The 23,503-nt window shown below is 70.3% G+C and carries 17 protein-coding genes; 13 read left to right on the top strand and 4 right to left on the bottom strand.

The annotated features are described in order from the left end of the window. Positions 1-313 precede the first annotated feature (313 nt). The 8 genes from ACFYZJ_RS21545 (at position 314) to ACFYZJ_RS21510 (ending at position 11,315) form a co-directional block, all read left to right on the top strand. Positions 314-1,990: an extracellular solute-binding protein gene (locus ACFYZJ_RS21545; protein ID WP_388570455.1), complete on the top strand. Its 1,677-nt coding sequence runs from the start codon at positions 314-316 to the stop codon at positions 1,988-1,990. Then, positions 1,990-3,042: an ABC transporter permease gene (locus tag ACFYZJ_RS21540; protein WP_388570453.1), complete on the top strand. Its 1,053-nt coding sequence runs from the start codon at positions 1,990-1,992 to the stop codon at positions 3,040-3,042. Before ACFYZJ_RS21545 ends, ACFYZJ_RS21540 begins: the two co-directional genes overlap by 1 nt. Continuing rightward, complete coding sequence (locus ACFYZJ_RS21535) at positions 3,039-3,965, top strand: carbohydrate ABC transporter permease (protein WP_388570451.1); 927 nt, start codon at positions 3,039-3,041, stop codon at positions 3,963-3,965. The genes ACFYZJ_RS21540 and ACFYZJ_RS21535 overlap by 4 nt, the downstream gene beginning before the upstream one ends. A 126-nt stretch (positions 3,966-4,091) precedes the next feature. Next, positions 4,092-6,317 (top strand): 1,4-beta-glucanase, encoded by a 2,226-nt coding sequence (locus ACFYZJ_RS21530; protein WP_388570450.1) that lies wholly within the window; start codon positions 4,092-4,094, stop codon positions 6,315-6,317. After that, the gene (locus ACFYZJ_RS21525; protein ID WP_388570448.1) at positions 6,317-8,293 is read left to right on the top strand and encodes a beta-galactosidase; all 1,977 of its coding nucleotides are present in this window, start codon (positions 6,317-6,319) and stop codon (positions 8,291-8,293) included. Before ACFYZJ_RS21530 ends, ACFYZJ_RS21525 begins: the two co-directional genes overlap by 1 nt. Further along, on the top strand, positions 8,290-9,870 hold the full coding sequence (locus ACFYZJ_RS21520; RefSeq protein WP_388570446.1) for a glycoside hydrolase N-terminal domain-containing protein: 1,581 nt from the start codon (positions 8,290-8,292) through the stop codon (positions 9,868-9,870). Before ACFYZJ_RS21525 ends, ACFYZJ_RS21520 begins: the two co-directional genes overlap by 4 nt. Before the next feature lie 36 nt (positions 9,871-9,906). Next, positions 9,907-10,620 (top strand): hypothetical protein, encoded by a 714-nt coding sequence (locus ACFYZJ_RS21515; protein WP_388570444.1) that lies wholly within the window; start codon positions 9,907-9,909, stop codon positions 10,618-10,620. Between the two features lie 74 nt (positions 10,621-10,694). Continuing rightward, a complete protein-coding gene (locus ACFYZJ_RS21510) occupies positions 10,695-11,315 on the top strand; it encodes a chorismate mutase (RefSeq protein ID WP_388570443.1) in 621 nt (206 codons plus the stop codon). 65 nt (positions 11,316-11,380) lie between these two features. Here the strand turns inward: ACFYZJ_RS21510 and ACFYZJ_RS21505 are convergent, their stop codons facing one another. Together ACFYZJ_RS21505 and ACFYZJ_RS21500 are read right to left on the bottom strand one after the other, a co-directional pair. Then, a complete protein-coding gene (locus ACFYZJ_RS21505) occupies positions 11,381-13,423 on the bottom strand; it encodes a TIM-barrel domain-containing protein (protein ID WP_388570442.1) in 2,043 nt (680 codons plus the stop codon). 137 nt (positions 13,424-13,560) lie between these two features. Continuing rightward, a complete protein-coding gene (locus ACFYZJ_RS21500; RefSeq protein ID WP_388570440.1) occupies positions 13,561-14,574 on the bottom strand; it encodes a LacI family DNA-binding transcriptional regulator in 1,014 nt (337 codons plus the stop codon). Positions 14,575-15,060: 486 nt separating this feature from the next. Here ACFYZJ_RS21500 and ACFYZJ_RS21495 point away from each other — a divergent pair, with 486 nt between their 5' ends. From ACFYZJ_RS21495 to ACFYZJ_RS21485, 3 genes are all read left to right on the top strand, one after another. Continuing rightward, a complete protein-coding gene (locus tag ACFYZJ_RS21495; RefSeq protein ID WP_388570438.1) occupies positions 15,061-17,001 on the top strand; it encodes an acyl-CoA dehydrogenase family protein in 1,941 nt (646 codons plus the stop codon). A gap of 203 nt (positions 17,002-17,204) precedes the next feature. Further along, positions 17,205-18,461: a 1-deoxy-D-xylulose-5-phosphate reductoisomerase gene (gene dxr, locus ACFYZJ_RS21490; protein WP_388570436.1), complete on the top strand. Its 1,257-nt coding sequence runs from the start codon at positions 17,205-17,207 to the stop codon at positions 18,459-18,461. Next, a complete protein-coding gene (locus ACFYZJ_RS21485; RefSeq protein WP_388570435.1) occupies positions 18,458-19,762 on the top strand; it encodes a M50 family metallopeptidase in 1,305 nt (434 codons plus the stop codon). The genes dxr and ACFYZJ_RS21485 overlap by 4 nt, the downstream gene beginning before the upstream one ends. 77 nt (positions 19,763-19,839) lie before the next feature. Here ACFYZJ_RS21485 and ACFYZJ_RS21480 read toward each other — a convergent pair whose 3' ends face one another. Next, a complete protein-coding gene (locus ACFYZJ_RS21480; protein ID WP_388570433.1) occupies positions 19,840-20,619 on the bottom strand; it encodes an NAD(P)H-dependent oxidoreductase in 780 nt (259 codons plus the stop codon). A 138-nt stretch (positions 20,620-20,757) separates the two neighbouring features. On the opposite strand from ACFYZJ_RS21480, the gene ACFYZJ_RS21475 reads away from it, so the two are divergent. Continuing rightward, the gene (locus tag ACFYZJ_RS21475) at positions 20,758-21,606 is read left to right on the top strand and encodes a helix-turn-helix transcriptional regulator (protein WP_388570432.1); all 849 of its coding nucleotides are present in this window, start codon (positions 20,758-20,760) and stop codon (positions 21,604-21,606) included. Positions 21,607-21,786: 180 nt separating this feature from the next. Then, positions 21,787-22,944, top strand: a complete 1,158-nt coding sequence (ispG, locus tag ACFYZJ_RS21470) for a flavodoxin-dependent (E)-4-hydroxy-3-methylbut-2-enyl-diphosphate synthase (protein WP_388570430.1) — start codon at positions 21,787-21,789, stop codon at positions 22,942-22,944. A 39-nt stretch (positions 22,945-22,983) separates the two neighbouring features. Here ispG and ACFYZJ_RS21465 read toward each other — a convergent pair whose 3' ends face one another. Beyond that, entirely contained in the window at positions 22,984-23,448 is a 465-nt protein-coding gene (locus tag ACFYZJ_RS21465; RefSeq protein ID WP_388570428.1) for an ATP-binding protein, read from the bottom strand. Between the last annotated feature and the right edge of the window lie 55 nt (positions 23,449-23,503).

Raw genomic sequence — 23,503 nt, 5'->3', positions numbered from 1 at the left:
TCGAGGTCCCGGCGGGTGTCAAGACACCCAGGCGCAACAACTCCGTTTCCTCACCGTGATTTCAAGCCTCCCGACCGGTCCGGCCGATGCCTCGACACCCCCGGAGGAATCTTGGATGCGACCCTTGTGCGCCCCCCGGTGTTCACTTAACCTCACAGCAACATCGAAGCGCTTCGACTGCAGAGGGCCCGCTCAGCGTGCTCACCACCCCTCCGATGTCACCGCCGCTTCAGCTCAGCCAAGTTCCACTCGAGACACCGCAGCCGACGGCTCTCCCGCCGGGTGTCCTGGTGTGCCACGAAGGGTTGACGCAATGACGCCGAACTCCGCTTCCGCCTCTTCCGGACCTAGCCGGAGAAGCTTCCTCGCCTCCACGGCGGTCGCCGCAGCTGTGGCCGGAGGGATGCCCCTGCTCGCCGCCTGCGGCGGTTCGGAAAGCGGTTCGCGTGAGGGCACCACGTCGCGCAAGGCCGCGGACAAGATGCTCCCGACGTACGTCCCGAGCACGGTCGCCAAGCCGGACATTCCGTCGAAGAACGGGTCGGCCGCCGGTTTCACCAGCAAGGTCGATCTCGCGTCCCTTGCCGCGTCGGTCCCGGACAAGCTCGGCACCGGCGCCCCCTTCACGATCATGTCCCCGCTCTGGGGCACCCCGCCGAAGCCCGATTGCGCGTACTACAAGGCACTCGACGCGGCGGCGGGCACCAAGATCACCTGGCAGAACCAGGACGGCAACACCTACGGTGAGAAGCTCGGCGCCGTTCTCGCCTCCAGCTCCATACCGGACATGGTGGTCGTGCCCAGCTGGGAACTGGTCGGCAAGATTCCGAGCGCGGTCACCGCCAAGTTCATGGACCTCGGCCCCTACCTGGCGGGCGACAAGGTCAAGAAGTACCCGAACCTGGCCGCGATACCGTCCGACTCCTGGCGCATGAGCATCTTCGGCGGCGCGCTGCGCGGCATCCCGATGCCCGCCGCCTCCGTGCCCAACATCGTGCCCTTCTACCGCAAGGACATCTTCGACAAGAAGGGCTACACCGTTCCCAAGTCGGCCGACGAGTTCCTCAGCTGGGCCCAGGAGGCCACCAGCGCCAAGGCCAAGGTGTGGGCCTGCGGCGACATGAGGTGGAGTGCGGCGGGCATCTTCGGTGTCCTCCCCGCCGGGCCGCTCGGCTGGAACATCGGGGCCGACGGCAAGCTGACGTACCGCATCGAGCACCCCGAGTACCTCGAACACCTGGAGTGGGTCCGCAAGCTGTTCGACGCGGGCGTGGTCCATCCCGACGACAGGGCGAACACGGGAGACCCCAGCCAGCGGTTCACCGCCGGGCAGATCCTGGTCTTCAACAACGACATGTCCGGCTGGTACGGCTTGACCGCCCAACAGGCCAAGTCCAACCCCGGCTTCCAGATCGACGGCATGGACTACTTCGGCGCCGGCGGCGGCACCCCGACGCTGTACGCCGCCCCGCCCGCCAGCATCTGGTCGATGATCCGCAAGGGTGCCTCGAAGGAGACGATCGAGAACGCGCTGGCCGCCGCCAACTTCGCGGCAGCACCCTACGGCACCAAGGAACGGATGTTCGTCGACTACGGCGTCGAGGGCACCCACTACACCGTCAAGAACGGCGTCCCGGTCAAGAACGACCTGGGTAACCAGGAGGTGAACAACGCCTGGGTGATGCTGGCGGCCCCGGCTCCCTACCTCGCCCACCCCGACTTCCCCGAGATCACCCGCAAGCAGGTCGAGTGGCAGCAGCGGCAGGGTGCCTTCGTGAAGAAGACGTCCACCTACGGCATGAACATCATCGAGCCGAGCCGCTACGCCAACCTCTCCAGCCAGTTCGAGCAACTGGAGATCGACTACGTGCGCGGCAACAAGAAGCTGTCCGACGTACAGCAGGCCATCTCCACCTGGAAGTCCTCCGGCGGCGACAAGCTGCGCGACTGGTACAAGCAGCTCCTCGACAAGAACGGCAGTGGCAACTGATGTCCCTCACGGCCGGGAGCAGGCCAGACGGGACACGTCCCTCTGCGGCCGTCGAGGAACCGACGGCCGCGGTCGCCGCAGCCACCGTGAGGCAGAGCGTGCCGCGCGGGGCCGGCAAGGCCGGCAGGGTTCCCTTCCGGGTCCGGTGGCGCCGCGACCGCGCGCTCATCCTGATGACGCTGCCCGTCATCGTCCTGCTCCTGATCTTCAACTACGTCCCGCTGCTCGGCAACGTCGTCGCCTTCCAGGACTACGACCCGTACGCCTCCAGCAACGGCGCCACAGCGATCTTCCACAGCCCCTGGGTCGGCGTGGAACAGTTCTCGCGGATGATCGACGACCCGCTCTTCTGGGGCGCCGCGAAGAACACCATCGTGCTGTTCGTGCTGCAACTGGTGCTGTTCTTCCCGATACCCATCGCCCTCGCGCTGGTCATAAACAGCGTGATCCGGCCCCGGGTGCGGGCCGTGGCGCAGGCGATCATGTATCTGCCGCACTTCTTCTCGTGGGTCCTCGTGGTCACCGTCTTCCAGCAGATGTTCGGCGGTGCGGGCATCATCGCGCAGACCCTGGAGAACCACGGGTGGAGCGGCTTCGACCTGATGACCAACGCGAGCCTGTTCAAGTACATGGTCATCGCGCAAGCCGTGTGGAAGGACGCCGGCTGGGGGATCATCGTCTTCCTCGCCGCGCTGGCCGCCGTCAGCACCGATCTGTACGAGGCCGCCGCCCTGGACGGCGCGGGGCGCTGGCGGCGCATGTGGCACGTGACGCTGCCCGCGCTGCGCCCGGTGATCGCACTGCTGCTGGTCCTGCGGGTGGGCGACGCGCTGAGCGTCGGATTCGAGCAGTTCCTGCTCCAGCGGAACGCGGTCGGTGCCGGGGCCAGCGAGGTCCTCGACACCTACGTGTGGAACATCGGCATCCAGAACGGCGACTTCAGCTACGCGGCCGCGGTCGGCCTCGCCAAGGGAGTCATCGGAGTGTGTCTCGTCCTGGGCGCGAACAGGGTCGCGCATCTGCTCGGCGAGCAGGGGGTGTATCAGAAGTGAGCCTCAACACGACGCTCATCCGCAGCCTCAAGGCACCCGCCCGCCCCGTGTGGGAGGAGCCGCCCAGCAAGGCCGGACTCACCGCCAAGGGCGGATTCCTTCTGCTGTGCTGTCTGGGGGTCCTCGGTCCGCTGTGGATCGTGATCGTCACCAGCCTCTCTCCCAAACCCGTGATCGACCGGGTCGGCGGTCTGGTCGTGATCCCCCAGGGCATCACCTTCGTCAACTACACGGTACTGCTCAGCGGCGGCCAGGTCAGCCGGGCGATCATGGTCTCGGTCGGCGTCACGCTCTTCGGCACGCTGTTCTCGATGACGGTGTCGGTCCTCGCGGCCTACGGCCTGTCCCGGCGGGGCACTCTGGGCCACCGGTTCTTCCTGATGACCATGATGGCGACCATGTTCTTCGGGGCCGGCCTCATCCCGACGTACCTTCTGGTGCAGTCACTGGGGCTCACCGACACCTATCTGTCGCTGATCCTGCCGAGCGCGGTCAGTGTCTTCAACATCCTCGTCCTGCGGGCCTTCTTCATGGGAATCTCCCCCGAACTCACCGAGTCCGCCCGCATCGACGGGGCCAGTGACCTGCGCATCCTGCTGACCATCAGCATGCCGCTGTCGAGGGCCGTGCTGGCCGTCATCTCGTTGTTCTACGCGGTCGGGTACTGGAGCGCCTGGTTCAACGCCTCCATCTACCTCACCGGCCGGCAGATGATGCCGCTGCAGAACGTGCTCATCCAGCTGGTCCAGAAGAACACCGAGGCGCCGACCGGCCTCCAGCAGGCGGTCCGCACCGGTCAACTCTCGTCCCTGGGACTGCAGATGGCGGTCATGGTCCTCGCCCTGATCCCCGTCGCCGTCGCCTCCCCCTTCGTCCAGCGGCACTTCAAGAAGGGCATGCTCACCGGAGCCGTCAAGGGCTGACGCCCGGCGCTCCTCAGTCCCGCCGTGGCCGGCCTTTTCCTGCCCCGCGGTCGGCCACGGCACCCGTCAGCGTCTCACCTTCCCCCTCCTCCGGGATCTCCCCGAGCGCACACAACGAGGTAAGCCATGCACGCGTCCCACTCCCTGAGCAGACGTGCCGTCCTTGCCGGAACCGCGGCCGCCGCCGCGCTCACCACCGTCCCCTTCCTCCCCGGGCGCGCGCATGCCGCCGAGACCGCCACGACCGTCGCCGGCCAGGCGTACCGCTGGCGCAACGCCGTCATCGGCGGCACCGGCTTCATCACCGGTGTGCTGTTCCACCCCTGCGTGCGCGGCCTCGCCTACGCCCGTACCGACATCGGCGGTGCCTACCGCTGGGACGACGGCGCCGCCCACTGGACCCCCCTCATCGACCACATGGGATGGGACGACTGGAACCTCCTCGGCGTCGAGGCCATGGCCGTCGATCCCACCCACCCCGACCGGCTCTACCTCGCCCTCGGCACCTACACCCAGTCCTGGGCCGGCAACGGAGCCGTGCTGCGCTCCGAGGACCGCGGCGCCACCTGGAAGCGCACCGACCTCAGCGTGAAGCTCGGCGCCAACGAGGACGGCCGGGGCGCGGGGGAGCGGCTGCTGGTCGACCCGCGGAACAGCGACACCCTGTGGCTGGGCACCCGGCACGACGGGCTGCTGAAGTCGACGGACCGGGGGGCCACCTGGGCAGCCGCGCCCGGTTTCCCGCCCTCTCCCTCCGCGTCCGGCCAGGGCGTCGTTCTTCTCGTCGCCGCCGGCCGTACCGTCTACGCCGGCTGGGGCGACTCCGACGGCAGCTCGGCGAACCTGTACCGCACCAGCGACGGCACCACCTGGCAGGCCGTGCCCGGTCAGCCCACCGGCACCGCCGCCAAGGTGCCGATCCGGGCGGCCTACGACTGCCACACCCGTGCGCTGTACGTGACGTACGCCAACGCTCCCGGCCCCAACGGCCAGTCGGACGGCAGCGTGCACAAGCTCCACGCCACGAGCGGCAAGTGGACCGAGGTCACCCCCGCCAAGCCGGGCGGCACCGCGAGTGACGGTTCGGCCGACACGTTCGGCTACGGCGGGGTCGCCGTCGACGCCCGGCGCCCCGGCACCGTCGTCGTCTCCACCAACAACCGCTGGGCCGAGGTCGACACGCTGTACCGGACCACCGACGGCGGCCGCACCTGGACGTCCCTGAAGGACAAGGCCGTCCTCGACGTCTCCGAGACCCCCTTCCTCACGTTCGGCGCGGACAAGCCGAAGTTCGGCTGGTGGATCCAGGCGCTCGCCCTCGACCCGTACGACTCCCTGCACATCGTCCACGGCACCGGCGCGACCCTCTACGGCACCCGTGACCTCACGCACTGGGCCCCGCAGATCCGCGGCCTGGAGGAGACGGCCGTACGCCAGCTGATCTCACCCCCGACCGGAACGGCGCACCTGATCAGCGGGTCGGGCGACATCGGGGTGCTCTACCACGACCGGCTCACGGCGTCGCCGTCGCGCGGCATGTCGACGAACCCCGTGTTCGGGACCGCCACGGGACTCGCGCAGGCCGCGCGGAAGCCGTCGTACGTCGTCCGCTCGGGCTGGGGCGACCACGGCAACGGCGCCTACTCCGACGACGGCGGTCAGACCTGGGCACCCTTCCCGGCCCAGCCCGCCATCGCCAAGGACGCTCCGGGACCGATCGCCACCAACGCCGACGGCAGCGTGCTGCTGTGGACCTTCGTGCACTGGGACGGCACCAGGTACCCGGCGCAGCGCTCGACCGACAACGGCGCGACCTGGTCCGAGGTCTCCTCGTACCCCAAGGGCGCCACACCGGTCGCCGACCCGGTCGACCCGGCACGCTTCTACACGTTCGACACCGACACGGGAACGGTGTACGTCAGCTCCGACGGTGGCCTGACGTTCGCGAAGGGTGCGACCGGGCTCCCGTCCGGCGACACCCAGTTCAAGCTGGTCGCTGCCCCCGGGCGCTCCGGCGACCTGTGGCTCAGCACCAAGGGAAACGGGCTGTACCGCTCCACCGACGGCGGTGCCGGCTTCTCCAAGGTCAGCAGCTGCCGGGCCTCGTACGTCCTCGGCTTCGGCAAGGCAGCCGACGGCGCCGGCTACCCGGCGATCTACCAGGTCGGCTCGACGCAGAGCATCACCGCCGTCTTCCGCTCCGACGACGAGGCGAAGACGTGGGTGCGGATCAACGACGACGCCCACCAGTGGGGGTACATCGGCGACGCCATCACCGGTGACCCGCGCGTCCACGGCCGTGTCTACCTGGCCACGAACGGACGCGGCATCCAGTACGGGGAGCCCGCCTGATGCCGGACCTCAGTGCCGCCACCGGTGGGCGGATCCTCTTCGGTGGCGACTACAACCCCGAGCAGTGGCCCGAGGCGACCTGGCACGAGGACGTCCGGCTGATGAAGGACGCGGGGGTCAACTCCGTGACCCTCGGTGTCTTCTCCTGGGCGAAGCTCGAACCCCACCCGGGCGCACGGGAGTTCGGCTGGCTGGACACGCTGATGGACCTGATGCACGCGAACGGCATCGGAGTCGTCCTGGCCACCCCCACCTCCTCGCCCCCGCCGTGGATGGGCCGTCTGCACCCGGACACCCTGCCCCGCACCGAGGACGGCCGCACCGAGTGGTGGGGCGGCCGGCAGCACTTCTCGCACTCCAGCGCCACCTACCGGCGCTACGCCGCCGCCATCACCGAGGACCTGGCGGCCCGCTACGGCGGCCACCCGGCCCTCACGATGTGGCACATCAACAACGAGTACTGCACGTTCGACTACGGCGACGAGGCGGCGGCGGCGTTCCGCCGCTGGCTCCGCGAGAAGTACGGCACGCTCGACGCACTGAACACCGCCTGGGGCACCGCCTTCTGGAGCCAGGGCTACGACAGCTGGGACGGCATCCTGCCGCCCCGGCAGCCCCACTACATGAAGAACCCCACCCAGGTGCTGGACTTCCGCCGCTTCACCTCCGACATGCTGCTGGAGTGCTACGTCGCCGAGCGCGACATCGTGCGCCGCCACACCCCGCACATCCCGGTCACCACCAACTTCATGCCGATGTGGTTCGGGCAGGACGCCTGGCGCTGGGCCGAGGAGGAGGACGTCGTCTCGGTCGACATCTATCCCGATCCGCGCGATCCGCTGGGCGCCCGGAACGGCGCCATGGTCCAGGACATGACCCGCTCCCAGGCCCACGGCCCCTGGATGCTCATGGAGCAGGCGGCGGGCCCCGTGAACTGGCGTGGTGTCAACCACCCCAAGCCGCGCGGCCTGAACCGCCTGTGGTCCCTCCAGGCCGTGGCGCGCGGGGCGGACGCCGTGTGCTACTTCCAGTGGCGGCAGTCCCGTCAGGGCGCGGAGAAGTTCCACTCCGGCATGGTCAGCCACGCGGGGGAGGAGGGCCGCACCTTCCAGGAGGTCAAGCAGCTCGGCGGGGAACTCGCCCGCATCGGCGAGGCGGTGGCGGGCAGCCGGACGAACGCGGACATCGCGATCCTGCACGACTGGCACTCCTGGTGGGCGGGCGCGCAGGACGGCCGGCTCTCCACCGAGGCCGACTACCCGTCCGTCGTAGGCGCCTGGCACCGCGCCCTCTGGGAGGCACACCTCACCGCCGCCTTCGCCCACCCCGAGCACGACCTGGCCGGCTACAGGTGTGTGCTCGTGCCGCAGCTCTACCTGCTCACGGACGCCGCGGTCGAGAACCTCCTCGCGTACGCCCGCCAAGGCGGCACCCTCGTCTGCGGCTTCCTGACCGGCGTCGCGGACCAGGACGACCGGGTGCGGCCCGGCGGCATGGACGCGCGGCTGCGCGACCTCTTCGGCATCCGCACGCTGCACGAGTGGTGGCCGCTGGACGCGGGCGAGACCGTCGAGTGCGACGGTGGCCGCGGCGGCTTCCGGGGCACCCTGTGGTCCGAGGAGCTGGAGGCCGAGCCGGACACGGTGGCCGCCCGCTACAAGGGCGGGGAACTCGACGGGCTCCCGGCCGTGCTCAACAAGGGGCAGGCCTGGTACGTCTCCACGCTGCCGGAGCCGGACGCGCTGCGCGAGCTGCTCGCGGGCATCGCGGCCGGCGCGGGCGTGCGGCCGGTGCTCGACGGGCTGCCCGCCGGGGTGGAGGCGGTCCGGCGCGGCGAGCTGCTCTTCGTGCTGAACCACGGGCGTGAACCGGTCACGGTCGAGGTCCCCGGCACGCACCTGGACCTGCTCACGGACGAGACGATCACGGGCGGGCTCACGCTCGGCCGATACGGGGCGGCGGTGCTGCGGCCATGAACAACGGACCTGTTCATGGCACGTGGGAGCCCCTTCCCGCCAGCCGCTGGGAGGACGCCTTCCTGCGGGGCAACGGCCGCCATGGCGCAATGGTGTTCGGTGATCCGGACGACGACCGCGTCATCGTCAACCACCACACTCTCGTACGCCCCAACGGCAGCGAACACGCCCGGCCGCCCGAGCCGGCCCACCGGCTCGCCGACGTGCAGGACCGGCTGCTCGCGGGCGAGACCACGGCCGCCGAGGACTTCACCGACGGGCGGGAGCGGCAGGGGGTGCAGCCCTTCGCCGCCGGCCCCTACCACCTGCTCAGCTCCAGCGGCATGCTCCCGCCGCGGCTGACCGGCCTGTGGACCGGCGACTGGAACACGGCGTGGTCCGGCGCGTTCACCACCGACGCCAACCTCAACCTCCAGACCGCCTCAGCAGCGGCCGGCGCGCTCCCCGAGGTCACCGAGGCGCACGCGGCACTGATCCACCGCCAACTCGGCCACTGGCGGGAGAACGCCCGGGCCGTCTTCGGCGCACGCGGCGTCGTAGCGCCCCCGCACACCAACGGCGAGACAGGTTACGCGTACCACTTCAGCCGGGAATACCCGCTGCACCTGTGGACGGCGGGCGCCGACTGGCTGCTCAAACCGCTCGTCGACCACGACGAGACACGCGGCGAGCGCGACCCGCGCACCGCCGCCGTCCTCGCCGAAGTCGCCCTGTTCTACGAGGACTTCACCCTGTTCTACGAGGACTTCCTCACCCGTACCGACGACGACGGGCATCTGCTGGTCGTCCCCTCCTACTCACCCGAGAACCGGCCCGCCAACGCGAGCTGGGCCACCGTCAACGCCGCCATGGACCTCTCGGCGGCCCGCCACGCCCTGCTGACGGCGGCCGAGTACCACCCCGGCCCCGACGCGGAGCGCTGGCGGACCCTCGCCGACCGCCTCCCGCCGCACCGCGTCAACGCCGACGGCGCCCTCGCCGAATGGGCGTGGCCGGGCCTCGGGGACACCTACGACCACCGCCACCTCAGCCACCTCCACGGCGTCTGGCCGCTGGACGAGATCACCCCCTACGACACTCCGGACCTCGCCGCGGCCGCCCGCCGGGCGCTCGAACTGCGCGGCGCCGAGAACGACTCCGCGCACGGGCACCTCCACCACGCGCTCGTCGCGGCCCGGCTCCGGGACGGCGAGCGTGTCGCCCACGCCCTCGGCCAGGTCCTCGACGGCGACTTCTTCCACGCCTCGCTGATGAGCGCTCACTACCCGAACCGGCACGTCTACAACGCCGACGCGGCCCACACCCTGCCCGCCGTGCTCCTCGAGACGCTCGTGCAGTCGACCCCTGACCGGCTGGTCCTGCTGCCCGCGCTGCCGAAGGAGTACCCGAGCGGCGAACTGCGGGGGGCGCGGACGCGGTTCGGGGCCGAAGTCGACCTCACCTGGAGGCCGGACGGCGCCACCGGCGTCATCAGACCGAACCGCAGCCACCGTGTCGAACTCCGGACTTCCACCGGCAGCCGGCCCCTCGACCTGGTCGCCGGAGAAGACCACGTCCTCGCCCTGAGGACGTGGTAACCCCCCGCAATTCCCCCCACCCATGGAAGGGACACCATGGCAACACGCACCCTGAGCAGGCTCACCGAGGCGCTGATCGCCCCCGCACTCGCCCTCGGCGCCACCGTCGGCCTCGCCTCCGCCCCCGCCCAGGCCGCCGTGTGGAACTCCTGCGAGCAGTACGGCAACACCACGCTGAACGGCTACACGCTCTACAACAACATCTGGGGCAAGGGCGCCGGCAGCCAGTGCATCTGGGCCAACTCCGGTACCAGCTGGGGCGTCTGGGCCGACCACCCGAACACCGGCGGGATCAAGTCCTACCCCAACGCCAAGAAGATGATCAACAGGTCGATCGCCTCGCTCTCGTCCCTCACGAGCAGCTACAACGTCACCGTCCCGTCGTCCGGCTCGTACAACACGTCGTACGACATCTGGGACAGCAACCACGCCTACGAGATCATGCTCTGGGTCAACAAGACCGGCGCCGTCGGTCCCCTCGGCACCTCGCAGGGCACCGTGACGCTCGGCGGCTCCACCTGGAGCGTCTACAAGGGCAACAACACCGCGAACGACGTCTTCTCGTTCGTGCGCACCTCCAACTCGACCGCCGGCACGGTCGACGTCCTGCCGATCCTCAAGTGGATCAAGGACACCAAGGGCTGGTTCGGCAACGTGACCATCGCCGACTTCCAGTTCGGCTTCGAGATCACCTCCTCGTCCGGCGGCCTGAACTTCACCACCAACAGCATGAGCGTCTCCAGCAGCTGATCCCGGCCGGAAGCCGCCCCTTCGCGGAGGGGCGGCTTTCCGCTGCCCGGACGGGAGTTGGTTGGATGGCGGCCATGCGAACCACCACCTCCCTCAGCCGCGTCCTGACCGCCGCGGCCACCGCGGCGACCGCGGCCGTCGTACTCGCCGCCCCGACCGCCGCGGCCGCCGCGCCACTCCCGGCGCCCGCTGCCGTCTCCGTACGGCCCTCGGCGTCCGCGCTGCATCCCGTCGCCGAGCTGTCCGCCGAGCGCCTCGCCACCGCCGACCTGGTGGCGGCGGCGAAGTGGGGCACCGACAGTCCCATCGACGACCCCGCCCGCGAGCAGCAGGTCCTCGACTCCGTAGCCGCCCAGGCACAGCAGCTCGGTGCGGACCCGGACGAGGTCCGGCGGATCTTCCGCGACCAGATAGAAGCGAACAAGATCGTGCAGCGCGGCCTGTTCCAGCGGTGGACCGACCACCCGGACCAGGCCCCCACCACGCGGCCGGACCTGGCCGTCGTCCGCCAGGAGATCAACCGCATCAACACGGCACTCGTCCAGGCCCTCGCCGGCACGGCCGAGGTCCGCGCCGTGCCCACCTGCCACCCGGAACTCGCCTTCGCCGCCGTCCAGGTCCACCACGCCGACCGGCTGGACGCCCTGCACACCAGGGCGCTGGTCCGCTCCCTGCGGTCGGTCTGCGCAAGCTGACCCGGCGGCCCACGACAGGACAGCGGCCGGCCCCGGGACGGGACCGGCCGCACCGTCGTCAGCCGTCACCCGGCGATCGGCAGCTCCGCCCCGTCCCGCAGGAACAGCGGGATCCGGTCCAGCGGCGCGTCGACCGTGACGGACGCGCCGCCCTCGTACGTCTCACCCGTCCACGCGTCCTGCCAGCGCGCACCCGCCGGCAGGTACGTCGTCCACGTCGTCGCACCCGGTTCCAGCACCGGGGCGACCAGCAGGTCCGGCCCGAACAGGTAGGCGTCGGACACCTGCCAGGCACGCTCGTCCCCGGGGAACTCCAGGAATAGTGGCCGCATCACCGGCAGACCCTCCTCGTGGGCCTGCCGCATGACCTTCAGGACGTACGGCTTCAGACGCTCGCGCAGCCGCAGGTACTTCTCCAGGATCGCGCCGGCCTCCTCCCCGTACGACCAGACCTCGTTGGGCCCGCCGGTCATCTCCGGGCCGAGCGGCATGCCGGGGTCGCGGAAGCCGTGCAGGCGCATCAGCGGGGACAGGGCGCCGAACTGGAACCAGCGGACCATCACCTCCCGGTAGGCCGGGTCGTCCGGGTCGCCGCCGTGGAAGCCGCCGATGTCGGTGTTCCACCACGGGATGCCGGACAGCGCGGTGTTCAGGCCGGCGGCGATCTGGCGGCGCAGGGTCGCGAAGTCGGTGCCGATGTCCCCGGACCACAGGGCGGCGCCATAGCGCTGGCTGCCCGCCCACGCCGAGCGGTTGAGGGTGATCACCTCGCCCTCGCCGGAGGCCCGCAGGCCCTCGAAGAAGGTGCGGGAGTTCTCGGCCGGGTACAGGTTGCCGACTTCCAGGCCCGGGCCCGCCCAGTAGCGCAGGTTCTCCTGGAAGCCCGGCTTCAGCTCCGGCTCGCAGGCATCCAGCCAGAACGCCGTGATGCCGTACGGGTCGAGGTAGTTCTCCTTCACCCGCGACCACACGAACTCCCGTGCGTCCGGGTTCGTGGCGTCGTAGAAGGCGACCTGGACGGTGGAGGCGACCTCCTTGTCCGGCCAGTCCGCGTGCGCCATCGGGCCGTACTGGGTGCCGACGAAGTAGCCGCGCTGCTCCATCACCGGGTGGTTCTCGCTGAGCGGCGACACCGACGGCCACACGCTCACCACCAGCTTGATGCCGAGGTCGTCCAGCTCCCGCACCATCGCCGCCGGGTCCGGCCACTCCTTCGGGTCGAACTTCCACTCGCCCAGGTGCGTCCAGTGGAAGAAGTCGCACACGATCGCGTCGATCGGCAGGCCGCGCCGCTTGTACTCCCGCGCCACGGCGAGGAGTTCGTCCTGGGTGCGGTAGCGCAGCTTGCACTGCCAGAAGCCCGCCGCCCACTGAGGCAGCGTCGGGGTGCGGCCGGTGACCGCGCTGTAGCGGCGCTGCGCGTCGGCCGGAGCGCCCGCGGTGATCCAGTAGTCGATCTGGCGCGCCGAGTCCGCCACCCAGCGGGTGCCGTTGCCCGCCAGCTCCACCCGGCCGATCGCCGGGTTGTTCCACAGCAGGGTGTAGCCGCGGCTGGAGGTGAGCACCGGGACGGAGACCTCGGCGTTGCGCTGGACCAGATCGACGACCAGCCCCTTCTGGTCCAGCCGCCCGTGCTGGTGCTGGCCCAGGCCGTACAGCTGCTCGTCGTCGTACGCGGCGAAACGCTGCTCCAGGCGGTGGTGGCCGTTGCCCACGGCGGTGTACAGGCGCGGGCCCGGCCACCAGAAGTGGGCGCGCTCCTCGGCCAGCAGCTCGCCGCCGTCCTCGGTACGCAGGAAGCGGATCAGGCCCTCGGCGTCCACGTCCACCGTGAGCGCGCCGACCGTGAGCCGACCGCGCCCGTCCTCGATCTTGACGGTGCTCTCGGCGGCCGGCGGCTCGTCGAGCAGGGCGCCCGGCAGCCCCTCGAGGACCGGGCCGCCGAGCCTGGCCCGCACGCGCACGGCGTCCGGCCCCCACGGCTCGACGCGCACGGTCTCCTGACGGCCGCTCCACTCCAGCGCACCGTCCCGCTCACGGAAGGTGCCCACGGTGGGGGAGGACTGGGCGAGGCTGACCTTGGGCTGGGCTTCGGCAGGCTGATTCACGGTGGGTGTGCTCCTGAAGGGGTGCAGACAGGAAGGTGCCTGGAACATCAGGCGCCGGGAATGGCAGGCGCCCGGGAGACGTACGGCGTGGGGTGCCCCGGCGAGCACGGCACGGGGTGCGGCGCGCGGCCGCGGTGTCAGGGCGCGGACGGCGCCGGTCCGGTGCTGGCCCGGACCGTGAGCTCCGGTGGGAGCAGCACCACTTCGTCGGTGCCGTGGCCGTCCAGCTTGGCCACCAGCAGCTCGACCGCGCGCCGGCCCATCTCCTGCGCGGGGATGGCGACGGACGTCAGCCGCACCGACGCCTGGACGGCGACCTGGTCCGGGCAGATCGCGATGACGGAGACGTCCTCCGGGACGGCCCGGCCCTGCTGGCGCAGCAGCGCGAGCAGGGGCTCCACCGCGGACTCGTTCTGCACGACGAACCCGGTGGTGCCCGGCCGCTCGTCGAGGATCCGGGCCAGGGTCACCGCCATCGCGTCGTACCCGCCCTCGCAGGGGCGGTGCAGCACCCTCAGGCCCAGCTCCCGGGAGTGGGACCGGAGACCGTCGAGGGTGCGCTCCGCGAAGCCGGTGTGCCGTTCGTAGACGGCGGGCGCCTCACCGATGACAGCGATGTCACGGTGGCCGAGGACGGCCAGGTGCTCGGCGCACAGTGCGCCCGTCGCCCCGAAGTCGAGGTCCACGCAGGTCAGCCCGGTGGTGCTGGCGGGCAGGCCGATGAGCACCGACGGCTGGTCCGTCTCCCGCAGCAGCGGCAGCCGCTCGTCGTCCAGTTCGACGTCCATGAGGATCATCGCGTCCGCGAGTCCGCTGCCCGTGACCCGGCGCACCGCGTCCGGGCCCTCCTCGCCGGTGAGCAGCAGGACGTCGTACCCGTGGGCGCGTGCGGTGGTCGCCACGGCGATGGCGATCTCCATCATCACCGGCACGTACATGTCCGTGCGGAGCGGGATCATCAACGCGATGATGTTCGACTTGTTGCTGGCCAGGGCGCGCGCCCCGGCGTTCGGGTGGTAGCCGAGCTCCCGGATGCTCCGCTCGACCCGCTGCCGGGTGGACGCGGAGATGGACCGCTTGCCGCTGAGGACATAGCTCACCGTGCTCGCCGACACTCCGGCGTGCTGGGCGACCTCGGCGAGGGTGACCATCCAGCTCTCCAAGCGTGAGTGAAGCGCTTCGACAGTGCGCGCGTTGCGGAACAGGGGCGTTTGAGGATGGCTCGACAGTAGCTTGGCGTGGGTGGGCTGTCCATAGTCTATCGAAGCGCTTCGACACCAAAATTCACCGAGCGCCCGTGGCGAGCTCGCCGGCTGCGGGCGACCGCTGAACGGACGGTATCCGAACCGTCCCCCGGAAGGCCCCCCGACGCAACACCCACGACGGCGCCTGTCGCAGGGGGACGCCTCCTGGCCGACTTGCACCGAGGCGCGCCCGATGGCATCGGCCGACGCACTTTTCATCGGCGGGTCGGTGCGCGAGGACTGGTGACCTTGCCCGGATCGGGGTACCAACGATCGAGTAGCACCGGTCAGTAACGTACGCCCGCAAGATCGCCGTACGGCACCCTTGGGCGCCGTACCACACCTTGAGCGGCGTACGCCCCAAACATCCCGATTCGCGGCGAGGTGAGCCTCATGACCGCACCAACAGCCCCCACTCCCAAGCCGACGGTCACCGAGCGCGAGGCCCGCCAGGTCGCGGAGGCCGCGCGCGAGCAGGACTGGCGCAAGCCCAGCTTCGCCAAGGAACTGTTCCTCGGCCGTTTCCGGCTCGACCTCATCCACCCCCACCCGGTACCCGACGCCGAGGCCGTACAGCGCGGCGAGGAGTTCCTCGCCAAACTGCGCGACTTCTGCGAGACACACATCGACGGCGCCCGCATCGAGCGCGAGGCCCGCATCCCCGACGAGACGATCACCGGGCTCAAGGAGCTCGGCGCCCTCGGCATGAAGATCGACACGAAGTACGGCGGTCTCGGCCTCACCCAGGTGTACTACAACAAGGCGCTCGCCCTCGTCGGCTCCGCGAGCCCCGCCATCGGCGCGCTGCTGTCCGCGCATCAGTCGATCGGAGTACCGCAGCCGCTGAAGTTGTTCGGCACGCAGGAGCAGAAGGAGACGTTCCTGCCGCGCTGCGCCCGCACCGACATCTCCGCGTTCCTGCTCACCGAGCCGGACGTGGGCTCCGACCCGGCCCGCCTGGCCACCACGGCCGTGCCCGACGGCGACGAGTACGTCCTCGACGGCGTGAAGCTGTGGACCACCAACGGCGTGGTCGCCGACCTGCTGGTCGTCATGGCGCGGGTGCCGAAGTCCGAGGGCCACAGGGGCGGCATCACGGCGTTCGTCGTCGAGTCGGCCTCCGAAGGCATCACCGTGGAGAACCGCAACGCCTTCATGGGCCTGCGCGGCCTCGAGAACGGCGTCACCCGCTTCCACCGGGTCCGCGTCCCGGCCGCGAACCGCATCGGCGAGGAGGGCCAGGGCCTCAAGATCGCCCTGACCACGCTGAACACCGGCCGGCTCTCGCTGCCCGCGATGTGCGTGGGCGCGGGCAAGTGGTGCCTCAAGATCGCCCGCGAGTGGTCGGCGGCCCGCGAGCAGTGGGGCAAGCCGGTCGCGCTGCACGAGGCGGTCGGCTCGAAGATCTCCTTCATCGCGGCGACCACCTTCGCCCTGGAGGCCGTCGTCGACCTGTCGTCGCAGATGGCCGACGAGGACCGCAACGACATCCGCATCGAGGCCGCCCTCGCCAAGCTCTACGGCTCCGAGATGGCCTGGCTGATGGCCGACGAACTGGTCCAGATCCGCGGCGGGCGCGGCTTCGAGACCGCGGACTCCCTCCGGGCCCGCGGCGAGCGCGGTGTGCCGGCCGAGCAGATGCTGCGCGACCTGCGCATCAACCGCATCTTCGAGGGCTCCACGGAGATCATGCACCTGCTGATCGCACGGGAGGCGGTGGACGCCCACCTGTCGGTGGCCGGTGACCTGATCGACCCGGAAAAGTCCCTGTCCGACAAGGCGAGGGCGGGCGCCAACGCGGGCGTCTTCTACGCCAGGTGGCTGCCGAAGCTGGTCGCCGGACAGGGGCAGGTACCGGGCGCGTTCGGGGAGTTCCGCCGGGAGATCGACCTGTCCACGCACCTGCGGTACGTCGAGCGCAGCGCCCGCAAGCTGGCCCGCTCCACCTTCTACGGCATGTCCCGCTGGCAGGGCCGCATGGAGACCAAGCAGGGCTTCCTGGGCCGGGTGGTGGACATCGGCGCCGAGCTGTTCGCGATGGCCGCGGCCTGCGTGCGCGCCGAGCACCTGCACGGGACCGGGGACCACGGCCGGGAGGCCTACCAGCTCGCGGACGCGTTCTGCCGACAGGCCCGCATCCGCGTCGACGAGCTCTTCGACCGCCTGTGGACCAACACGGACGACCTGGACCGCAAGGTGGTCAAGGGCGTGCTGACCGGCACGTACGAGTGGCTGGAGGACGGGATCACCGACCCCTCCGGAGACGGTCCGTGGATCGCCGACGCGTCACCCGGCCCGTCCCGGAAGGAGAACGTCCACCGGCCGATCCGGTGACGGACGGCTGCGGGCCGGGCAAGAGCGTCAAGTACGGGTGAGCCCCGGAGCTCGGCGGTCGCGGCGATGAGCAGATCGGCCGCGCCCGCCGAGCGGTGGCAGCGTGTCACGGCCGGCCAGGACCACCTCGTCCGCTCGACGACGCACCCTCGGGAGAGGGACGCCCTGTCCGCCCGCCCCCGCCCTGCGGCCACAATGGAGGGATGAGCGACAGCCCAGCCCCTCTTGCCGACCCCCATCTCGTCTTCGACCCCGTGGACGGAGTGCGGGACGTCGTGATCCTCGGCTCCACCGGCTCGATCGGCACCCAGGCCGTCGACCTCGTGGTGCGCAACCCCGACCGGTTCCGCGTCACCGGGCTCTCCGCCAACGGCGGCCGGGTCGCACTGCTCGCCGAGCAGGCCCACCGCCTGCGTGTGCGCACCGTGGCGGTCGCCCGCGAGGACGTCGTACCGGCCCTGAGGCAGGCCCTGAGCACGCAGTACGGGCCGGGGGAGGCCCTCCCCGAGATACTCGCCGGACCCGACGCGGCCACCCAGCTCGCCGGCTCCGACTGCCACACCGTCCTGAACGGCATCACCGGCTCCATCGGCCTCGCGCCCACCCTCGCCGCCCTCGAGGCGGGCCGCACGCTCGCGCTCGCCAACAAGGAGTCGCTCATCGTCGGCGGCCCGCTGGTGAAGGCCCTGGCCAAGCCCGGCCAGATCATCCCGGTCGACTCCGAGCACGCCGCCCTGTTCCAGGCCCTCGCCTCCGGTACCCGCGCCGACGTGCGCAAACTGGTCGTCACCGCCTCCGGCGGGCCGTTCCGCGGCCGTACCAAGGCGGAACTCGCGAACGTCACGCCGAAGGACGCGCTCGCCCACCCCACCTGGGCCATGGGCCCGGTCATCACGATCAACTCCGCGACCCTCGTGAACAAGGGCCTGGAAGTGATCGAGGCGCACCTGCTGTACGACATTCCCTTCGATCGCATTGAGGTTGTCGTGCACCCGCAGTCGTATGTCCACTCGATGGTGGAATTCACGGATGGATCGACCCTGGCGCAGGCGACGCCCCCCGACATGCGGGGGCCGATCGCCATCGGACTCGGCTGGCCCGAACGGGTGCCCGACGCGGCGCCCGCCTTCGACTGGAGCAACGCGTCGACCTGGGAGTTCTTCCCGCTCGACACCGAGGCGTTCCCGTCGGTGGGACTCGCCCGGCACGTCGGGCAGCTCGCGGGCACGGCCCCGGCGGTGTTCAATGCGGCCAACGAGGAGTGCGTGGACGCGTTCCTGAACGGCGGACTGCCGTATCTCGGGATCATGGATACGGTCACACGGGTGGTCGAGGAGCACGGCACCCCTCGTCAGGGAACTTCCCTGACCGTCGCGGACGTCCTCGAAGCGGAGACCTGGGCGCGTGCCCGGGCCAGGGAACTGACGGCGCAGACGGCTACAGCGGAGGCTCGTGCATGACGACCCTGATGATGATCCTCGGCATAGTCGTCTTCGTGGTCGGCCTGCTCTTCTCGATCGCATGGCACGAGCTGGGGCATCTGTCGACGGCCAAGCTCTTCGGCATCCGCGTGCCGCAGTACATGGTCGGCTTCGGCCCGACCATCTGGTCGCGCAAGAAGGGCGAGACCGAGTACGGCATCAAGGCGGTCCCGCTCGGCGGCTACATCCGCATGATCGGCATGTTCCCGCCCGGCCCGGATGGCCGGATCGAGGCCCGCTCCACCTCCCCGTGGCGCGGGATGATCGAGGACGCCCGGGCGCAGTCCTTCGAAGAACTGCAGCCCGGTGACGAGACCCGGCTCTTCTACACCCGCAAGCCGTGGAAGCGGGTCATCGTCATGTTCGCGGGCCCCTTCATGAACCTGATCCTCGCCGTGGTGGTCTTCCTCGGCGTGATGATGACGTTCGGCGTCCAGAGCCAGACGACCACGGTCTCCAAGGTCTCCGACTGCGTCATCCAGCAGAGCGAGAACCGTACGAAGTGCGAGAAGGGCGACCCGGTGGCGCCCGCCCAGGCCGCCGGCCTGAAGCCCGGCGACAAGATCGTGGCCTTCAACGGGACGCAGGTGAAGGACTGGTCCACCCTCCAGTCCGACATCCGCGCCAACCCCGGCAAGGACGTCACGATCACCGTCGAGCGCAAGGGGCAGATGGTCGACCTGCACGCCCACCTGATCAACAACCAGGTCAGCAAGACGGACGGCAACGGCGGCTACGTCGAGGGCAAGTACGTCTACGCCGGCTTCCTCGGCTTCACTCCGGCCACCGGCATCGTCCAGCAGTCCTTCGACCAGTCCGTGCAGCGCATGGGCAACATGATGGAGAACGGCGTCGAGTCGATCGTCTCCCTGCCCGGCAAGATCCCCGCCCTGTGGGACGCGGCCTTCGGCAACGCCCCGCGCCGGCCGGACTCCCCGATGGGCGTGGTCGGCGCGGCCCGGGTCGGCGGTGAGGTGTTCACCCTCGACATCCCGCCGTCCCAGCAGATCGCGATGATGCTGATGCTGGTCGCGGGCTTCAACCTGTCCCTGTTCCTGTTCAACATGCTTCCGCTGCTCCCGCTGGACGGCGGGCACATCGCGGGCGCCCTGTGGGAGTCGCTGCGCCGGAACGTGGCCAAGGTGCTGCGCCGCCCCGACCCGGGCCCCTTCGACGTGGCGAAGCTGATGCCGGTGGCGTACGTGGTGGCCGGGATCTTCGTCTGCTTCACCTTGCTCGTCCTGGTGGCAGATGTCGTCAATCCCGTGAAGATCAGCTGAACGGTCGTTTTCCGCCACACGGTCGTGATGTCGTGCCCTTCGCCCGCGCAGCTCACGCGGGTGAAGGGCACGGTTGTTCAGCCACGCACGTGCAGTCCGAAACCCGTGCGGCCCGCGGGCTCCAGTCCCTCCTTCAGGTGCAGCGAGGGGATCTCGTAGTCACCGAAGTTCTGCCGCCGGAACGCGATCGGCTCGGTCGACTCCAGGGTCAGCAGGCGCTGCTCCCAGGCCTTGGCGACGTCCGGGTAGTCCTCGCGGGTCATCCGGTCGGCGCCGTACAGCACGAACGGTGGCAGCACCTCGATGCCCGGGTAGTAGAGGATGCCGTGGTGGATCGGGAACAGCAGATCGTCGATGGGGCCGTTGATCCCGCGAGCGGCGTAGTGCGACTCCGGGCCGCCGACGGTCACCGACAGCAGAGCCCTCCTGCCCGCGAGGGTGCCTTCACCGAAGCGCTCGCCGTACTTGGTGTCGCTGTGCTCGCCGACGCCGTACGCGAAGTGGTAGGTGAACACCCGGTCCACCCAGCCCTTGAGGATCGCGGGCATCGTGTACCACCACAGCGGGAACTGGAAGATGATCGTGTCGGCCCACAGCAGCTTCTCCTGCTCGGCGCGAACGTCCGGGGTCAGCGTCCCGGCGTCGAAGGCCCGGCCCGAGTCCAGGGCGACCTTCAGCGGACGTGAGGCGTGGGGGCCGTAGTCCGCGGCGTCCACGACCGCCTTCCAGTTCATCGCGTACAGATCGCTCACCCGTACCTCGTGCCCGGCGGCCTCCAACGTGGACACCGCGAGGTCCTTCAGCGAGCCGTTGAGCGACTTCGGCTCCGGATGGGCGTAGACGATCAGCGCCTTCATGGCAACTCCTTCGGATCGGGTGCCTCGATCCTGGGCGCCGCGACGCCCGGCGTTCAGGGGCGCCTCTTCCGTCGGACGGGACTTCCTGGTATCGGCAGGACCCCCTTCACGGGCGCCGCGGAGGCCATACTGGGGGGCATGGACGATCTTGCGGGCTTCCTCAGGACCCGGCGCTCCCGGGTCGACCCGGCGGCCGTCGGTATCCCCACCGACAGCCGCCGCCGGGTCGAAGGGCTGCGCCGCGAAGAGGTCGCGCACCTGTCCGGAGTCAGCGTCGACTACTACGTACGCCTGGAGCAGGGCCGCGCGACCCAGCCCTCCGAGCAGGTCCTCGACGCGCTCGCCCGCGTCCTCGGCCTCGACGAGACCGAACGCGGGCACCTCTACCGGCTCGCCCGGCAGCGCCGCCGCCGCGCGAAGGCACCGAGCGGCCGGATCCGGCCGGAGCTGCTGCGCGTCCTCGACCTGGTCGCCGACGCACCCGCGCTGATCATGGACCACCGCCTGGACGTGCTCGCCGGCAACCGCCTCGCCGGGCTTCTCTACGGCCGGCCGATGCCGGGCCTGAACACCGCCCGGCACATCTTCCTCGAGGAGGCCGAGCGGGGTCTTTACGCGGACTGGGAGAAGTGCACCCTCGACGTGGTCGGGCACCTGCGCCTGGCCGCCGGCAAGTACCCCGAGGACCCCCGACTGGCCTCGCTGATCGGCGAGCTGGCGATGGGCAGCGAGCGCTTCCGCCGCCTCTGGGCCCGCGCGGACGTGCGCGCCCGCACCCATGGACGCAAGGCGTACCGCCACCCGCTGGTCGGACTGCTGGAACTGCACCAGGAGAACTTCGCGCTACCGGACGAATCAGGCATGGAGCTGCTGGTGCTGTCCGCGGCCCCCGGCAGCCCCGCCGAGGACGGGCTGCGCCTGCTCGCGGGCCTGGGCGCGGACAGCGGTGACGCGCATCCCGCAGCGAACGCTCATCTCCGCGAGTAACCGTGGCCTTGACGGTGGCCTCGACGGCGGCGAGGACGGCCGCCCGGCCCGGGTCGCCCATCGGATGGACTCCGTGGATGCTGTGTGCTCCGCATTCATGTCCGTGGCGTAATCTCGGACCCCGGAGCCCGCCGTTTTCCGGGACCGGACCTTGATCCACAACTTGGGGTTGCACAGCAGATGACTGCGATTTCACTCGGCATGCCGTCCGTTCCGACCAAGCTCGCCGAGCGCCGGAAGAGCCGGCAGATCCAGGTCGGACCGGTGGCGGTGGGCGGAGACGCCCCGGTGTCCGTGCAGTCGATGACGACGACTCGTACGTCGGACATCGGCGCCACCCTCCAGCAGATCGCGGAGCTGACGGCCTCGGGCTGCCAGATCGTCCGGGTCGCGTGCCCGACGCAGGACGACGCGGACGCCCTCGCGACCATCGCGAAGAAGTCGCAGATCCCGGTGATCGCGGACATCCACTTCCAGCCGAAGTACGTCTTCGCCGCGATCGAGGCGGGCTGCGCGGCCGTCCGCGTCAACCCGGGCAACATCAAGCAGTTCGACGACAAGGTCAAGGAGATCGCCAAGGCCGCCAAGGACCACGGCACTCCCATCCGGATCGGCGTCAACGCCGGTTCCCTGGACCGACGTCTGCTCCAGAAGTACGGCAAGGCGACCCCGGAGGCGCTCGTCGAGTCGGCGCTGTGGGAGGCGTCCCTCTTCGAGGAGCACGACTTCCGGGACATCAAGATCTCCGTCAAGCACAACGACCCGGTCGTGATGATCGAGGCGTACCGCCAGCTCGCCGCCCAGTGCGACTACCCGCTGCACCTCGGCGTCACCGAGGCCGGCCCCGCCTTCCAGGGCACCATCAAGTCGGCCGTCGCCTTCGGCGCGCTGCTCTCCCAGGGCATCGGCGACACCATCCGCGTCTCCCTGTCCGCGCCTCCCGTCGAGGAGGTCAAGGTCGGCATCCAGATCCTGGAGTCCCTCGGCCTGCGCGAGCGCGGCCTGGAGATCGTCTCCTGCCCGTCCTGCGGCCGCGCCCAGGTCGACGTCTACAAGCTGGCCGAGGAGGTCACGGCGGGCCTCACCGGCATGGACGTCCCGCTGCGCGTCGCGGTCATGGGCTGCGTCGTCAACGGCCCCGGCGAGGCCCGCGAGGCCGACCTCGGCGTCGCCTCCGGCAACGGCAAGGGCCAGATCTTCGTCAAGGGCGAGGTCATCAAGACCGTCCCCGAGTCGAAGATCGTGGAGACCCTCATCGAGGAGGCCATGAAGCTCGCCGAGCAGATGCAGCAGGACGGCACGGCCTCCGGCGAACCGTCGGTGTCGGTCGCGGGCTGAGCACCGCTTCTTCTCCCCGCCCTTCTCCCCGGAGTCCCGTCACCCGTCGGTGGCGGGACTCCGCCGTACTTCCGCCCAGACGCTCTTCCCCGGGCTGCGCGGTACGACGCCCCACAGGTCGGCCAGCGCCTCGACGAGCAGCAGCCCGCGTCCCGACTCGTCGCTCGCCGGGTCCCGCGGGGGCCGGGACTCGGGCAGCCGCTCCGTACGGGTGTCGGAGACCTCCAGACGCACCACCTCCGGCGTCTCGGTGAGCCGTACGTGGAAGTCCCGCCCCGGCACATGACCATGCCGTACGGCGTTGGCGGCCAGCTCGGAGGCGATAAGCGTGACGGCCTCGTTGAGGGGACCGCCGTAGGGGTGCCCCCACTCGTCGAGACGGTGGGAGACCAGACGCCTGGCGAGCCGCGCGCCGCGCGGAGTGGACGTGAACCGCATGGCGAACTCGTGTACGGGCGCGGCGCGGTTCTGAATATGCCAGTTGGGGGGCGTTGCCGACTTCATGTCGCTCACGGTCGCGCACGCTGCGTAGCGTTGAACAGGGGCTCAGCCGGGACCA

Source organism: Streptomyces sp. NPDC001848, assembly GCF_042891915.1.
GTDB lineage: Bacteria > Actinomycetota > Actinomycetes > Streptomycetales > Streptomycetaceae > Streptomyces.
Note: the sequence above shows the minus strand (reverse complement) of the source record. Positions and strands in the feature narration are given on the sequence as shown.